This window comes from Paenibacillus pasadenensis, from assembly GCF_002864175.1.
GTDB lineage: Bacteria > Bacillota > Bacilli > Paenibacillales > Paenibacillaceae > Paenibacillus_O > Paenibacillus_O pasadenensis.
The window spans coordinates 948,630-964,056 of record NZ_NFEZ01000003.1; the positions used below are offsets into that span (position 1 = coordinate 948,630).

General features: G+C 65.3%; 15 protein-coding genes. 5 read left to right on the forward strand and 10 right to left on the reverse strand.

Features of this window, described 5'->3' with window-relative positions; all coding sequences use genetic code 11:
• Positions 1-15 precede the first annotated feature (15 nt).
• Together B8V81_RS07765 and yyaC are read right to left on the reverse strand one after the other, a co-directional pair.
• On the reverse strand, positions 16-846 hold the full coding sequence (locus tag B8V81_RS07765) for an alpha/beta fold hydrolase (protein ID WP_028598516.1): 831 nt from the start codon (positions 844-846) through the stop codon (positions 16-18).
• A 37-nt stretch (positions 847-883) separates the two neighbouring features.
• A complete protein-coding gene (yyaC, locus tag B8V81_RS07770) occupies positions 884-1,468 on the reverse strand; it encodes a spore protease YyaC (protein ID WP_052333134.1) in 585 nt (194 codons plus the stop codon).
• Between the two features lie 178 nt (positions 1,469-1,646).
• Here yyaC and B8V81_RS07775 point away from each other — a divergent pair, with 178 nt between their 5' ends.
• Positions 1,647-1,877 (forward strand): DUF1128 domain-containing protein, encoded by a 231-nt coding sequence (locus B8V81_RS07775; protein WP_028598517.1) that lies wholly within the window; start codon positions 1,647-1,649, stop codon positions 1,875-1,877.
• Positions 1,878-2,008: 131 nt separating this feature from the next.
• Here B8V81_RS07775 and B8V81_RS07780 read toward each other — a convergent pair whose 3' ends face one another.
• From B8V81_RS07780 to B8V81_RS07795, 4 genes are all read right to left on the reverse strand, one after another.
• Positions 2,009-2,443 (reverse strand): hypothetical protein, encoded by a 435-nt coding sequence (locus B8V81_RS07780; RefSeq protein ID WP_228551670.1) that lies wholly within the window; start codon positions 2,441-2,443, stop codon positions 2,009-2,011.
• A 357-nt stretch (positions 2,444-2,800) separates the two neighbouring features.
• A complete protein-coding gene (locus B8V81_RS07785; RefSeq protein WP_028598519.1) occupies positions 2,801-4,456 on the reverse strand; it encodes a UDP-glucose--hexose-1-phosphate uridylyltransferase in 1,656 nt (551 codons plus the stop codon).
• A 59-nt stretch (positions 4,457-4,515) separates the two neighbouring features.
• Positions 4,516-5,502 (reverse strand): UDP-glucose 4-epimerase GalE, encoded by a 987-nt coding sequence (galE, locus tag B8V81_RS07790; protein WP_028598520.1) that lies wholly within the window; start codon positions 5,500-5,502, stop codon positions 4,516-4,518.
• A 98-nt stretch (positions 5,503-5,600) separates the two neighbouring features.
• Complete coding sequence (locus B8V81_RS07795; RefSeq protein ID WP_101808082.1) at positions 5,601-6,779, reverse strand: galactokinase; 1,179 nt, start codon at positions 6,777-6,779, stop codon at positions 5,601-5,603.
• Positions 6,780-7,020: 241 nt separating this feature from the next.
• Between B8V81_RS07795 and B8V81_RS07800 the strand changes: the two genes are divergently transcribed.
• The gene (locus B8V81_RS07800) at positions 7,021-7,872 is read left to right on the forward strand and encodes an AraC family transcriptional regulator (RefSeq protein WP_101808083.1); all 852 of its coding nucleotides are present in this window, start codon (positions 7,021-7,023) and stop codon (positions 7,870-7,872) included.
• Between the two features lie 65 nt (positions 7,873-7,937).
• Here the strand turns inward: B8V81_RS07800 and B8V81_RS07805 are convergent, their stop codons facing one another.
• Positions 7,938-9,026, reverse strand: a complete 1,089-nt coding sequence (locus B8V81_RS07805; protein WP_052333376.1) for an asparaginase — start codon at positions 9,024-9,026, stop codon at positions 7,938-7,940.
• A gap of 195 nt (positions 9,027-9,221) precedes the next feature.
• Between B8V81_RS07805 and B8V81_RS07810 the strand changes: the two genes are divergently transcribed.
• The 3 genes from B8V81_RS07810 to B8V81_RS07820 all read left to right on the forward strand — a co-directional run bounded on the left by B8V81_RS07810 (position 9,222) and on the right by B8V81_RS07820 (position 11,314).
• On the forward strand, positions 9,222-9,716 hold the full coding sequence (locus B8V81_RS07810; protein WP_052333375.1) for a YtxH domain-containing protein: 495 nt from the start codon (positions 9,222-9,224) through the stop codon (positions 9,714-9,716).
• A 13-nt stretch (positions 9,717-9,729) separates the two neighbouring features.
• On the forward strand, positions 9,730-9,933 hold the full coding sequence (locus B8V81_RS07815; protein ID WP_043111523.1) for a hypothetical protein: 204 nt from the start codon (positions 9,730-9,732) through the stop codon (positions 9,931-9,933).
• A 160-nt stretch (positions 9,934-10,093) separates the two neighbouring features.
• Positions 10,094-11,314 (forward strand): NAD(P)/FAD-dependent oxidoreductase, encoded by a 1,221-nt coding sequence (locus B8V81_RS07820; RefSeq protein WP_028599476.1) that lies wholly within the window; start codon positions 10,094-10,096, stop codon positions 11,312-11,314.
• A gap of 1,552 nt (positions 11,315-12,866) precedes the next feature.
• On the opposite strand, the gene B8V81_RS07825 is transcribed toward B8V81_RS07820, so the two are convergent.
• From B8V81_RS07825 to B8V81_RS25155, 3 genes are all read right to left on the reverse strand, one after another.
• Positions 12,867-14,408 carry a DHA2 family efflux MFS transporter permease subunit gene (locus B8V81_RS07825; protein WP_052333671.1) on the reverse strand — a complete coding sequence of 514 codons (1,542 nt, stop codon included), beginning with the start codon at positions 14,406-14,408 and terminating at the stop codon, positions 12,867-12,869.
• 165 nt (positions 14,409-14,573) lie between these two features.
• Entirely contained in the window at positions 14,574-15,113 is a 540-nt protein-coding gene (locus tag B8V81_RS07830; protein WP_028600770.1) for a general stress protein, read from the reverse strand.
• 89 nt (positions 15,114-15,202) lie between these two features.
• A complete protein-coding gene (locus tag B8V81_RS25155) occupies positions 15,203-15,358 on the reverse strand; it encodes a hypothetical protein (protein ID WP_164820196.1) in 156 nt (51 codons plus the stop codon).
• Positions 15,359-15,427 lie beyond the last annotated feature (69 nt).

Genomic DNA, 15,427 nt, shown 5'->3' on the forward strand with positions numbered 1-15,427 from the left:
CGGCCGGACCGCCCGCTAGCGGCTCTGCCCCGGCAAGAAGCCGAGCCAGTCCCGGATAAGTCCGGCCAGCCGCTCCGGCTGCTCCATCATGCTCATATGTCCCGCTCCGTCCAGCGTTTCCTTGCGCGTCCGGGGCGCCTCGGCGGCGAATGCCTTGGCCGGCGGCACGACGCCGTCCTCGCTGCCCGCGACGAGCAGCAGCGGCGCTTCCAGCGACTGCAGCACGGAGCTGCGGTCAGGGCGAGCCTTCATGCCGCGCGCCGCCGCGGCGGCTGCGGACGCGGCCGTGCCGTAGCCGATCTCCTTGGCCTTGTCCAGCAGGCTGCCGTCCGCTCCGGGCGCGAACAGCTTCGGCACGAGCCCGTCCACGAACGGCACGATGCCGTCCGCAGCCAGCGCGGCCGCGGCCTTGTCCCGGCCCTCGCGGGCTTCGGGGCTGTCCGGCAGCGGCGTCGAGTGGATCAGGCCGAGTCCTGCGAGCAGCTGCGGATGCCGCTCGGCCAGCGCGAGCGCGGCGTAGCCCCCCATCGAATGGCCGAGCACGACCGCCGGGCCAACCTCGAGCGACTCGAGCAGCTCCGCGACATCGTCGGCGAGCGTCTCCATGCCGATGATGTCCTCGCCGGCGGCGGATGACTGGCCATGCCCGCGCAGATCGAGCGCGATGACCCTTCCATGCGGCTCGAGCAGCGGCAGCAGCGGCTCCCAATAGGCGGAGCTGCCGCAAAATCCGTGCAGCAGCACAAGCGCGGTTCCGGCCTCGCCGCCTCTTCCGTTGTCGCGGTAGGCCAGATCGGCGCCTCCTTGAAGCGTAAGCCTGCGGTTGGCGAGCGTTCGGTTCGACATCGACATCCTCATCCTTTCGTCGTGCATGTAGTCGTCCTTATTGCCGCGGCGAGCCGGGCATCAAACCTGCCGGCGCGCGGTCCTCCCCCGGCCAGGCCGCCGCCGCCGCATCCGCGATCGTGCGGGCCATGCCGAGCACCCGGTACAGGCTCGTCGTCTGAATGATCCAATACGGCTTATGTCCCTGCGTGTTGACGACCGCCGCCACGCTGTAATCGCCGACCGGCGGCAGATGCTGGCCGATCGCCTGGCCCGGCTGCAGCGGCCCGCTGCGCACCAGATACAGTCCGGTCGACTCGGCCCTCCCGAGGCAGGCGTCGATCGCTACGACGCAGCTCGCCTCCTGCAGCGTCGCGAGGATCGGCCCGACCTGCTCCGAGTCGCAAGGATGCTCCAGCGTGCCCAGCACGCGCGGAAAGCCGAGCTCCGCCAGCAGCGAGCCGGCCAGCGGCCCGAGCGAATCTCCCGTGGAGCGGTCGCTGCCGATGCAGAGGAAAACGACGTCCTCCCGAGCCGGGAACTTGGCCGCCACCGCCTCGAAAAACGTCTGCAGCCCGGCCTTGTCCACGCGAGCCCATTTGGCCGAATCTTCCATCCGGTTCGTTTTTGGTTCACGATTCATTATCCGCACCCTCATTAACGCGGGGTGAGCGCCGCCTGATGCCGCCGTCCGCTCCCTGACCCGCCCGTCTCGCTTCATTGTAACGGATGTGCGGGAGCAGATTCAACGAGCTCTCGGCGAGCGGCCGGCATTCATGATACAATGGACCGAAAGCAGAGCAAGTCCACAGGAGGAACCTATGCCAGATCTCAACGAGCCTACCCAGCAAAACGTCGAATTCATGATCGAGGCGATCAAGGAGAAGCTCCGCATGGCGACGGCCGCCGCGATGCAGGCCTCTTCCTTCTCCATCGACCGCTACGAGGACATCCGCGACCTGTACGAGGTCGTCGCCTCCAAGCCGTCGTTCAGCATCTCCGAGGTGGAGGCGCTCGTCTCCGAGCTCGGCAAGCTCCGCAGAGTCGGCTGACGGCCGGCGCCGGCAGCGCCGTCCCCGCCCTTCATCCGGCCCCGCGCCGGAAAGGCCCGACATCAAAACAAGGTACCCGCGCGCAGCAGCGGGTACCTTGTTTGGCGTTTGATGGCGCGATGCGATCCGGCTTAGACGGCCGTCTGCTCTTCTTCCTGGCCCTCTTCGGAGGCGCCGGCCTCCTCGGCAGCCGCTTCCACGGAGAGGCGTACGGATACGCTCTTCTGCTCGCCGCGCAGGAAGGCCGCGAGGCGCTCCAGCTTGTCGGCGAGCTCCGGTCCCGTCAGCGTCACGTTCAGCTGGTAGCCGAACTGATCGGCCGGCAGCTTCTGCTCGCGGGCCGGGTAGGAGAAGCTCGTCCGCTCTCCCGCCGGAGCCTGGCTGCCGTTCAGCTGGTCCGGGTAGAACTTGTCCGATTTGTTGACGACGCGCTCGTAGATGCGCAGCTTCTTGAGCAGCATGTAGTACTGGGCGGAATGCTTGAAGTTCCAGGCTTCGCGGATATCCTTGAGCGTGTAGTCCGCCTTCCAGCGCTTCAGCTTCTCGACCTGTTCGTCCGAGTCCAATTTCAGAAAATCCTCAAGCGGCATAATTTGCATCGTTTTCGTTTCCCCTCCACATTAACATGTCGAACGTGATAATAGTCAATTTATTAACGTTTATATATAAAAAAATACCATAGAAACGAACGTTCTACAATTGATTTTTTAATTTATTTTTACAATTGACCTCTTGATGACGCCATTTTTGATCAATCTATGAACATCGGTAAATTTCGACCAGAAATTTTGTTCACATTCATGCAGATTCGACAGAATGCGCCTCGATCGGAATGCAAAAAAGACGAAGCCCGGAGGCTCTCCCGCCCCCGGGCTTCGTCCTGATGCTTTTGCTCCGGCTCCGACCCTGCGCCGCCGCTTCGGTCAACCAGCCGGCACGAGGCCGGCCGAGGCCAGGAAGCGTCCGAACGCTTCCCGTCCTTCTCCGGTCTGCTTGTACACTCCCGCATCCCGCAGCACCTGCAGGAACTTGTCGCCAGCCGAAGCCTCCACGAGCCGCAGCGCCTCTCCGCGCTCCAGCGCCGCGCCGCCGGCCGAAGCCTGCAGCTCCTCCAGCCAGAGCCGATGCTGCTCCATCGTCGGCGGTCCTTCCGCCAGCGCCTGCTCCCACGAGGCCGAGCCGTCCAGGCAGGAGGCGAGCAGCTCCATCTCCTGCTTCAGCCGGCCGGGCAGCACGGCCAGTCCCATCACCTCGATCAGGCCGATGTTCTCCTTTTTGAGATGATGCAGCTCGCGATGAGGATGGAAAATGCCCTCCGGATGCCGCTCGCTCGTGCGATTGTTGCGCAGCACGAGGTCGAGCTCGTAGGAGCCGTCCGCTCCTCTGCGGGCGACCGGGGTGATCGTGTTGTGCGGCACCCGCTCGCCGTTCTGGACGCTGGACGCCAGCACCTCCGCCTCGGGATCGCTGTACCCTCGCCAGGCCGCGAGCAGTTCGCCCGCGGCCCGCCGCAGCCGGTCCGGATCGCTGCCGCTGACGCGCAGCACGCTCATCGGCCAACGGACGATGCCGAAGCGGAGATCCTCGTAGCCGGGATGGCGGAAGCTCGCCTCGATCGGCGCCGTCTGCATCGGGAACGCATGATGGCCTCCCTGGAAATGGTCATGGCTCAGAATCGAGCCGCCGACGATCGGCAGGTCGGCGTTGGAGCCGACGAAATAATGCGGCAGCTGCCGGACGAAGTCGAGCAGCCGTCCGAAGCTCTCCTCGCTGATCGCCATCGGCACATGCTCGGCGCGGAACACGATGCAGTGCTCCTTGTAGTACACATAAGGCGAATACTGCAGGAACCATGCCTCGCCGCTCAGCTGGAGCGGCAGGATGCGGTGGTTTTGGCGGGCCGGATGGTCCGCGCGTCCCGCGTAGCCCATGTTCTCCTTGCAGAGCAGGCATTTCGGGTAGCTCGACGGAGGCAGCGTCTTGAGCAGGGCGATCTCGGCGGGGTCCTTTTCGGGCTTGGACAGGTTCACCGTAATCTCCAGCTCGCCGTACTCCGTCGGATGCGTCCAGCTCCGGTTCAGCTCGACGCGGTCCATGCGGATGTAGTTGCTGTCGACGTTGAGCCGGTAGAACCAGTCGGTCGCCGCCGCCACGCCCTGGCTCGCCGCGGTCAGGGCGAAGCGCGCCTGCGTCTCCGACGGCCTCGGCAGGAGCAGCCCCATGATGCGCGCATCGAGCAGATCCCGCTGCGTCACGGTCCGGTCCGGCACGATGCCGGCTTCCGCCGCATAATCGAGCAGCGGAGCGAGCAGCACCGGCATGCCCGGGCCGTCGGCGGACGGGGAGGCGTCGGCTGTGCCGGACGCCCAGGCGGGCGGCTCGAGCAGGCCTTGGCTCCAGGCCGGCCGTTCTTCCTCGCCGGGCAGCGGCGCGTCGAAGCCGAGCAGGTCGAGCACGGCGTTGCGGGCCGCGCCGGCGTCGAGCGGCTCGAGCAGGCCGCGCCTCAGCGCGCCGGCGATCAGTGCCTCGACCGCCTGCAGCGCCTGCTCGGCGGACGAAGCGGGTTGATGCGTTGTCATGGGATGCAGCTCCTTTCTAGATGGAACGGGCCGGACTAGGGCGTGCTTGCCTGCACGCCTTAGCCGCGGTACCCTTGCGGACGGGACTGGTGCCAGGCCCAGGCGGAGGCGATGATCGCCTCCAGATCGCTGCGATGCGGATTCCAGCCCAGCTCGGCGCGAGCCTTTTCCGAGGAGGCGATCAGCACCGCCGGGTCGCCGGAGCGGCGCGGCTCGATGACGGCCGGAATCTCGCGTCCGGTCACGCGGCGGGCGATGTCGATCACTTGCTTGACCGAGAAGCCGTGCCCGTTGCCGAGGTTGTAGACGGCGCTCGCCTCGCCTCTGCGCAGCCGCTCGACCGCAAGGATATGCGCGTCCGCCAGGTCGCTGACATGGATGTAGTCGCGCACGCAGCTGCCGTCCTCGGTCGGATAGTCTTCGCCGAATACCGAGATATGCGGCCGCTGGCCAAGCGCCGTCTGCAGCACGATCGGAATGAGATGCGTCTCCGGATCGTGGTCCTCGCCGATCTTGCCGCTCTCGTGCGCGCCGGCCGCATTGAAGTACCGCAGCGAGACGTAGCGGAACTCATGGGCCGTCTCGAACCAGCGGATCATCTTCTCCATCGCGAGCTTCGTCTCGCCGTAGGCGTTGGTCGGCTCGGTCCGGTCACTCTCGCGGATCGGGACGCTCTCCGGCTCTCCGTACGTCGCGGCCGTGCTGGAGAACACGATGCGCTTCACGCCGGCGCGGTTCATCGCCTCCAGCAGGCAGAGCGTGCCGTATACGTTGTTGTGGTAGTACTTGCCGGGCAGCTTCATGCTCTCGCCGACGAGCGAGTTCGCCGCGAAGTGGATGACCGCGTCGATCTCATTCTCGCGGAAGATGCGGTCCAGCAGCTCCTCGTCGCGAAGATCCCCCTCGTACAGGCGTCCTCCTGTGACGGCCTCGCGGTGGCCCTGCTGGAGGTTGTCGACGACGACGACCTCTTCTCCCTTTTCCAAAAGCGCGGCTACGGCATGCGAGCCGATATAGCCCGCGCCTCCCGTTACCAGAACTGCCATGCTGATCTCTCCTCTCCCAAGCTCATGCGGTCTCTGCCAGGCTTGCCGCCTCTACGATCATACGACAAACCCCGCCTCCGGCATATGGTCCGCGAAGGCTAGACGTCGATCCGGGACACGCCGTCGCCGATCGAGCAGACGTAGAAGTCCGCCTGCAGCCCCGTCGCCGCGGCGTACTCGGCTCCGACCTGCTCGCGGAAGCGGTCCACGCTGTCCTTATGGACGAGCGAGACGGTGCAGCCGCCGAAGCCGGCGCCCGTCATGCGCGAGCCGAGCACGCCCGGCACCTTGCGCGCGGCGTCGACCATCGCGTCGAGCTCGCGGCCCGTCACCTCGTACAGATCGCGCAGCGAGTCATGCGAGGCGTTCATCAGCCGGCCGAAAGCCGCCAGATCGCCCTGCTCCAGCACGTCGACCGACTGCAGCACGCGGTCGATCTCTTCGACGACATGCCGCGCGCGGCGCCGCACCGTCTCGCTGGCGATGCGGCTCTCCTCGGCGCGCAGCTGCTCCGGCGTCAGCTGGCCGAGCAGCGTCAGCTCCGGATAGGCGGAGCGCAGCTCCTGCACGGCCTGCTCGCATTCGGCGCGCCGCTCGTTGTACTTGGAGTCGACGAGTCCCCGCCGTTTGTTGGTGTTGCCGATGACGAGCACATGGTCGCCCGACTCGAACGGAACGTGGCGGAACTCGAGCGTGTCGCACATCAGCAGCATCGCCTGGCCTTCGCGGCCGTTCGCGACGGCGAACTGGTCCATGATGCCGCACTGCACGCCGTTGAACTCGTTCTCGGACCGCTGCGCCAGCAGCGCCAGCTCGGCGAGGTCGACCGGATGCCCGCCTTCGGTCAGCAGCGCGTAGCCGGTGACGACCTCGATCGAAGCGGAGGAGGACAAGCCCGAGCCGTTCGGAATCTCGCCATGGTAGAGCAGGTCGAAGCCTTTCTCCGGTCCCCGTCCGCTTTTTTGCAGCTCATGGACGATGCCCTTCGGATAGTTGCTCCAGCCGTCCTCCTCGCGATGCGCGATTCCGTCCAGCGCCACGTCGAACCGCTTGTCCGGGAAATTCGTCGAGGCGAACCGCAGCAGGCGGTCCTCCCGCGGCCGCAGCAGCAGCGTCGTGCCGAACGTGAGCGCGGCCGGGAACACGTAGCCGCCGTTGTAGTCGGTATGCTCGCCGATCAGATTGACCCGGCCCGGAGCCTGGTAGAAGCGGATGTTCTCCGCCTCTCCGCCAAACAAAGTCAGGAACGAATCCGTCAGCTGTTTCAAATCCGCCATGTTCAATCATCCTTTTCTCGGAATTGGTCATTATAGACAAATCGGGCCCGGTCAGCCTCTCATCAAAGGGTCTGAGCCGTCGCTTCCACGCTTGCCGCCGCGCTCGTTACAGTCTCAGTATACGTCCGGCAAAGCTCGCACGGAATGGCAGCATGTGAACTGAATATGGATATATGTGACTTCTTCTGTTCAATCAGGCCCGTCGCGGATACAATCTAGCTTATAAAGGAGGCGCTTGCGAGTGAAGGAATTCTACTATCGCGTCGCGTCCAGCGCGGAGACGGGCGCCGGACAGCCGCTGGAGATCCTGTTTGCCGGCGAGGGCCAGACGCGGCCCGGCCATCGGATCGGCCCGAAGGTGTACGACTTTTACCTGCTCCATCATGTGCTGTCCGGCCGCGGCCGCTTCACGGGCGGCGGCGCCGAGCATGAGCTCGGCGCCGGCCAGTCGTTCCTGATCGAGCCGGAGCAGCTCGTCTCCTACGAGGCCGACCGCGCCGATCCGTGGGCGTACCGCTGGATCGCCTTTCGCGGGCCTTGGGCGGCCGAGGCGGCCGCCGCCTTCGGCGCGGGCCGGACGGTCGCCGATACGGGGCGCAGCCGCCGGCCGGCCGCCGCCCTGCGGCTGGCGATGGACGCCCTGCGCCAGCCGGCGGGAGCGCAGCTCGCCGCGGCGGGCGGCCTGCAGCTGGCGCTCGGCGAGATCGCCCGCGCCTGCGCGCGCCGCGACGAGCCCGGCGATGCGCCGGGCGGCGCGGAGGAGGACAACGCGCTCGTGCGCGCGCTGCTGCGGCTGCTGTCGACGCAGTATGCCGAGCCCGTTACGATGGAAGGCATCGCCGAGTCGCTCGGCTACAGCCGCGCGTACCTGTCCCGCGTGTTCAAGCGCCATACCGGCGCGACGCCGGTCTCGTACCTGCTGCGGCTGCGCATCGACAAAGGCCGGCTCATGCTGCGCGAGCGCAAGGATCTGACGGTCGAGCAGATCGCCTCCTCCGTCGGCCTGCAGGACGCGCTTTATTTCTCGCGGCAGTTCCGCCGCTTCTACGGCGAATCGCCGAGCGAGTACAGGCAGTCGGTATGGGGCTCCTGACCTCCATCCCGCTTTGGATTGCAGTCCGCAAAAAGAAGCTGTCCCGCCCGGGACAGCTTCTTCCTTTACAAGCCGCTGCTCCATTCGAGCTCGAAGGCCGGCCGCAGCCGGCCGGTCTCGACGCCCGTCGAGCTGACCATCACTTCCGGGAACTGGGCCCGCACGCCTTCGGCCGCAGCGGACAGCAGCCGCTCCAAGTCGATCCGATCCTCCGGGAGCACCCCGGCGAGGTCCAGGCTGCCGCGCAGCTGGTCGAGCAGCTCCGCCGCGATGACCGGCCAGGCGGATTCTCCGCCGTCGTCGACTTGAATCGCCGCGCCGATTCCGGCTTGCGGAATCGCCAGCGCGAACATCCCCTGGGCGCCGCTTTTTGCGAGAATGCCATGCTCCAGCAGCACGCTCGCGAGCCTGCCCTCGCCCTCGACGAGGGCGGGATGCGCCAGCATCGCCTCCGCGACGCGCCTGGCGGCGGGCAGCGCCTCGTCGTCCGCCATCGCGGCTTCCGGCAGCGCGAGCCGCGCGTACGTCAGCGCAATCGCCTCGAGCGGCAGCCGGAATACCGGCAAGCCGCAGCCGTCGACCGCGCGGCCGATCTCTTCCGGCTCCAGATCCGCAAACGCTGCGACGGCCTCCAGCATCCGCTGCTGCAGCGGATGCTCCGGGTTCGTGTAGCCTTCGAGCGGCCAGTCCATCATCCGGCAGTAAGCGAGCAGGCCGACATGCTTGCCCGAGCAGGTATGATACAGCTTGCGCGGCGCGGCTCCGGCCCGCATCGCCTCGTCGCGCTCATGCCGTCCGAGCGGCAGGTCGTCGTGGAAGGCGAGCTGCTCCTCCCGCACTCCCGTCAGCTCCAGCATGCGCTCCAGCAGCGCGATATGCTCCGGCGCTCCGCGATGCGAGGCCGACATGAGGGCGATCGCCTCCTCCGGGAGCCCGAAGCGCTCCATGAGGCCGGCCGCGATGGACGGAGCCGCCTGCACCGGCTTGGCGGTCGAGCGCATGAACGCCTCGGCGTAGGGATCGCCTGCGGCTGCCAGCAGGCGGCCCGAGGCGTCGACGACCGCGATGCGGCCGGTATGGATGTTTTCAGCCCATTGTCCTCGCGTCGTGCCGGAGAGAGGCACGCCGGGATGATGCTGTTGCGTGTAGTCCATCTGCGTCAGGCTTCCTTTCTTTGATCGTGCCGATGATCTTCTACCGATGTATTCCCGATTCCTCGGACGGGTGACGTCCGAGCAGCCGGCAATCCATTATACCAGTCCGATTCGTCCAAGCACCACCGTACTCGTTTCAACGAAACGAATAGCGGTTATCTATCTTCAACGACGAATTAAAGGAGATGAACGGTCATGGCAAACGAAACCGTTAAAGGCGGAGGCGTAACGAAAGGCATTCTGATCGGAGGCGCGATCGGCGCGGCGGCAGCCCTCCTGTTCGCCCCTAAATCGGGCAAGGAGCTCCGTACGGATCTGGCCCGCAAGTCCTCGGACGCGGCGGATTACGCCAAGAAGCAAGGCGCGCTGCTCGCCGAGCAGGCCAAGTCGACGGCCGCCGTAGCCGGCGAAAAGGCTTCCGCTATCGGCACCAAGGTGCAGGAGCTCGCCGCCAAGGCGAAGGAAGCGGCTCTCGTCCATCAGGACGCCATCAAGGAGACGGCGGCGACGGCAGTCTCCGAGACGAAGGAAGCGATCGCGGACGTGAAGGATCATGCCCAGCAGGTGTCTTCCGAAGCGAGCCGCCACGTCGACAACATCAAGGAAGAGGCCGAGGCGAACAAGAAGGACGCGCAGGCTTCCGCCAACGTGTTCAAGAACGACAGCAGCGGAGCCGGCTTCTCCAACTAAAGGAGCGATTCCGATGAGCAGCCCTGAATCCAAGGACAATGGTCCGATCCGCGACGGACAGGCCGGCGCTCCCCACCGGGACGTCGACGAGGCCGAGAACGGGTCGATGGTACAGGACGTGGATGACATGAAGCGGCTCGGCAACGACATGGAGCGCGTGCGCACCAATGCCGAGCTCGAGCAGGATGGACTCGTGCCCGATCCCGTCCAGGAGTAAAGCCGCGCTCTGCGAAGCCCCGCCCTCATCCATCTATTCATGGATGAGGGCGGGGCTTTTGCCGCTTGCCCGGTCCCGATGTCGGGAGCGGGCGCTCGCGATAACCGCGCATAGCCGATTCGCCGGATGGGCTATATTATGACCAGGAGATGATCTGTCCATGAACGACCACCATGCCGGCAAGCTGTTTTGGCCGCTGACGATGACCCATGTCGAGTCCTATCCGCCTCTGGCGGGCAAGCAGCAAGTCGAAGTCGCCATCATCGGCGGCGGGATGTCCGGCATCTGCTGCGGCCTCGTGCTCGCGCGCAGCGGCATTTCCGCCTGCGTGCTGGAGCGGGATGCCGTAGCTGGAGCGAGCACGTCGGCGAATACGGGGCTGCTGCAATTTTCCAATGACGTCATGCTGACGGAGCTGATCGAGCAGATCGGCCGCACCGACGCCGTGCGCTTCTACCGGGAATGCCTGCATGCCGTCGAGCAGCTGGCTCTGACCGCCTCCACGCTGCCGGGAGACATCGGCTTCCGCCGCCGGAGCAGCCTTTACTATGCCAGCAGCGAGCAGGATCTGCCCAAGCTGCGCAAGGAATACGAGGCGCTGCGGGAACACGGCTTCCCGGTCCATTTTTGGGAGCCGCAGGACATCGCTTCCCGCTTCCCGTTCTCCAAGCCGGGCGCGATCGTCACAGCCGGCGACGCGGAGGTGAATCCGTTCCAGTTCGTGCAAGCGATGGCGAACGCCGCGGTGAATGCGGGACTGCTCATCTGCGAGCGGACGGAGATCGCGCTCCACCGCTTGAACGGCGGCAAGCAGGTGCTCGAGACGGCCGACGGCGCGAGCATCGAGGCGAAGCATGTCATCTATGCGGTCGGCTACGAGCCGGAGGAGCTGCGCGGGCAGCTGATCAAGGCCGCGATCAACCGCTCCTTTGCCGGCGTGACGCCGGTCCAGCAGTCGCTGGAGCCCTGGCATCAAGGGATGATGCTGTGGGAAACGGCGCGGCCGTACCTGTACCTGCGCACGACCGTCGACGGCCGGATCGTCATCGGCGGCCTCGACGAGGAGCGTCCCGACCCGGTGCAGGGCGAGGCGGCCCGCCAGAAGCGGATCGCCAAGCTGTCTCGGCAGCTGGCGGAGCTGTTCCCCATGCTCGACAGCACGCTCGACTACGAGTGGAGCGCGGCCTTCGGCGAGTCGCGGGACAACCTGCCGTTCATCGGCCGCGATCCGGAGCGCGACGGCGTCTATTACTGCCTCGGCTACGGCGGCAACGGCACCGTCTACAGCATGATGGCGGCGCATCTGCTTCGCGATCTGATCCGGGGCGAGTCGCATCCGATGGAGGCCATTGTCGGGCTTTCCCGCCCCTCCCTTCAGTAGCTGCTCAGCGGTGCAACCGAGCGGGACGGGGGCTGCAAGACGAAAAGAGCAAAATCGGCGGAAGGCCCGGCCCGCTTTCACGGATCGGCGGATCGGGACGGGGGCAGGCCGCGATCCCTTCGCGGGACGGAGGCAGGACCGCGATCCCTTCGCGGAGGCGGGGGAGGACCGGGATCCCTTCGCGGGGGCGGAGCCAGGACCGCGATCCCTTCGCGGGGGCGGAGCCAGGACCGTATTCGCTTCGCGGAGGCAGGCCAGGACCGTATTCGCTTCGCGAAGGCAGGCCAGGACCGTATTCGCTTCGCGGGGGCAGGCCAGGACCGTAATCGCTTCGCGAACGCAGGCCAGGACCGTATTCGCTTCGCGGGACGGGGGCTCGTTCCGATCTCCCTGGAGCCCAGATTCCTTTGATCCCATTCCCCAGCTGGGGTGGAATCCGGCCTCCAAGGGAACCGCTGCCGCTTCTCCACGAGCTCCCCGTTCGCTTCACTGCTGGTCCTTGAGCCTACGTTGCTTCTTCGCGAGGAGGCCTCCGCCCTTGCAAGCAAAAGCTCATCCAACCCGCTCCGCTGACTAATTGCTACCGCCCCTGTCCGTCTGCACGACCGAGTTGCTCGGTTTTTCCGCGTAACTGCGACCGTTTGGGCCTCCTCCTACCCGAGTTGCTCGGTTTTTCCGCGTAACTGCGTCCGTTTGGGCCTCCTCCCACCCGAGTTGCTCGGTTTTTCCGCGTAACTCCGACCGCTTGGGCCTCCTCTCACCCGAGTTGCTCGGTTTTTCCGTGTAACTCCGACCGCTTGGGCCTTCTCCTACCCGAGTTGCTCGGTTTTTCCGCGTAACTGCGCTCCCTTCCTCCGACCCGCATTCCAACTAACTCGATTTTTTCGACTTACTGACTCGACTTCACGCCCCAAGAGCCTGCTAACTCGATTTTTTCGACTTACTGACTCGACTTCGCGCCCCAAGCGCCGGCTAACTCGATTTTTTCGACTTACGGGCTCGATTTCGCGCCTCCGAGACCAAAGGTGAGTTGGCAACAAGCGAGTGGCAGCTATGCAGGCACGAGCAGGTGATTGGTAAGAGCACGCCAACTCGCTTGGCTAGTAAGCGTTGGGCGCAATGGAGACTGCCGTCTCCCGGGTCTGCGGGAGACGTGGTCCACCCCCTATAAAAAGGGGGTGAAGGCGGGCGCCGGGACGAAGGAAGCGGAGCGAGACGATGCCTTTCGGAGAAGCGGCAGCGGTCCTCTTGGAAGACGGATGGCCTCCGCCTAGGAGGTCAGGAAATCAGGGCATCCGGCTTCCAGTGGAATCGGAGAAAGGCTCGGCTCGCGTAGCGGCCTGTTCGTCCCATTCGGCTCGGCACGCGCAGCGGCCTGTTCGTCCCATTCGGCTCGGATCGCGCAGCGGCCTGTTCGTCCCATTCGGCTCGGATCGCGCAGCGGCCTATTCGTCCCATTCGGCTCGAGCTGGCGCAGCGGCCTGTTCATCCATTTTTACCCATCAAAAAGGCCCGCGCATCGCGCGAGCCTTTCCTTTTCCCAGCATGGACCTTATCCCTCCAGCTTGCCTTCCGTCGGAGCGTGGCCGGCAACCGCGGCGGCCGGCACCGACTGCACGACCGCTTCCTGCGGCGAAGTCTTGCGGATGAAAAACGCCAGCACGAGCGCCGCGGCCGAAATCCACGTGGCCAGCAGGAAAGCCGAATTGATGCCGTGGATATAGGCTTCCTGGGTAATATGAGCGACCGCCGCCTTGTTCGCGGCGTCGCTCGGATCGATGCCCGCCTGGCGGATCATGTCCGCTCCCTGCTGCTTGGCCTGGCTGCTCATGATCGAGACGAGCAGCGCCGTGCCGAGCGCGCCGCCGACGGTGCGCAGCGTGTTGGACATCGCCGTGCCGTGGGCGAGCAGCTCGCGCGGCAGCTGGTTGAGTCCCGCCGTCATGATCGGCATCATGAGCAGCGACATGCCGAACATGCGCGCCGTATACAGCAGGATCAGCACTTGATAGGACGTCGAGTCCGTCAGCTGGCTGAATTCGAATGTCGTGACGACGGTGATGACAAGGCCGGTGACGGCGAGCCAGCGGGCGCCGACACGGTCGAAGATCATGCCCGTGATCGGACTCATGATGCCCATCAGGATCGCGCCGGGCAGCAGCAGCAGCCCCGCCTTGATCGGCGTGAAGCCGAGAATGTTCTGCAGGTAGAGCGGCAGCAGGATCATCGCGCCGAACATCGACATCGTGACGAGGATGTTGATGACCGTCGTCAGGGCGTACATGTTGAACTTGAAGACGCGGAACTCCAGGATCGGCGTTTTGATGGACAGCTGGCGCAAGACGAGCAGGACCAGGCTGACGGCGCCGATCGCCAGCATCGCCAGCACGAGCGAGCTGTCCCAGCCCTTCGTGCCGGCTTCGCTGAAGCCGTACAGCAGGCCGCCGAAGCCGAGCGTGGACAGCACGACGCCGAGATAATCGAGCTTCACCTCGCGGCGCGGCAGCACGTTTTTCATCGTAAAGGCTCCGAGCAGCAGCGACGCGATCGCGATCGGCAGCACGATATAGAACAGCACCTGCCAGTCGTAATGCTGGACGACCCAGCCGGACAGCGTCGGACCGACCGCCGGCGCGAAGATCATCGCGATGCCCATGAGCCCCATCGCCTGGCCGCGCTTCTCGACCGGGAAGATCGAGAGGAAGATGACGTTCATCAGCGGCATGAGCACGCCCGCTCCCGCAGCCTGGACGATCCGGCCGGCCATGAGGACGGGGAACTGTCCGGAGAGCGCGCAGATGACGGTGCCGATGGAGAACAGGATCATCGACACGAGGAACAGCAGGCGCGTCGTGAAGCGGCCGACCAGATAGGCGCTGAGCGGCACGAGGATGCCGTTGACGAGCATGAAGCCTGTCGTCAGCCATTGGGCAGTGCTCGGCTCGATCGAGAGATCGGCCGAAATCGTCGGCAGCGCGACGTTGATGAGCGTCTGATTGAGGAGCGAGACAAACGCTCCGATGATGAGCGCAGCGACGATCGGTCCTTTGCGGATGGAGGCCGCGGCGGCGTCTGGCACGCCGGCAGCCGGCATGGACTTGCTCAAGGACTATCCCCTCTTTCCTTCTGATGTTCTTGACAGATGTATATCTTACTTCTAAAGGGATTGGACAGTCAATGGATGTTTCCGCTAAGTCCAAAAAGCCCGCGGCAGAATGGCTTCTGCGCAGGCTCTTCGCCATGCCGTGCTGCTCGTGCCTTAAAGGATCTTGACCGCTCCGTTCGCCCGGAGCAGCGTCTCGGCCTCGCCGAGGGCGGCCTCCGTCGGTCCGTCGGCCTCATAACCGCCGTCCGAGCCGTCATCGCGGTCCGCGATGATGACGATTCGGCCCTCCGATACGGCGTCGCGGCAAGCTTCCGCATCGCTTTCGCCGAGGCCGAAGTCTTTGAAGATGTTCTCGAACGGCGTGTCGCCGCTGTCGATCAAGCCGCCGGCAACGGCCGGATAGGCTCCGCCGAGATAAGGCGCGACGCCGGTGCCGGACATCGTCCCTCCGCCAAGCGGAGCCGCGCCTACGACGAACGTCCCGGGCATGCCGGTGCCGTCGCCGCCACGCGCGTCCCGAATTTCCTGCAGCTCGTCGGCATGCACGTCCGTATCCGCTTCGACGAAGCGTACCGCGTCGCGGTCCCGCCCGACGACCTTGATCTCGTCTGCGGCGTAGCCTCCGTCGCGCAGCGCCTGCACGGCCTTGACGGCCTGCTCCTGGTTGTCGAAAATTCCGATCGTTCTGCTCATATCGTTCTCCTCCTTGTGAAAGATAGGCTTCCCCGGGCGCCGCTCCTCCATCCGCTGCTGGCGGTCAGGCGGCCTCCCGGATGCCGGCGCTAGAACATGGGGATGATGTATTGGATCAGGAAGTACAGGACGCCGAAAAAGATGATGAGATAAGCGGCGTACTTGATGAACGTCGATGCGACCATGCTCGAGTCCGATTTGTGCTCCACATGCCTTTCCTCGACTTGCACGTTCCGATTGTCCATGGATAGGACCTCCTTTTGGTTTCGCCCTGCTTATTGCACTATTAACCCGGGGCCGCCGGAGAAAAACCG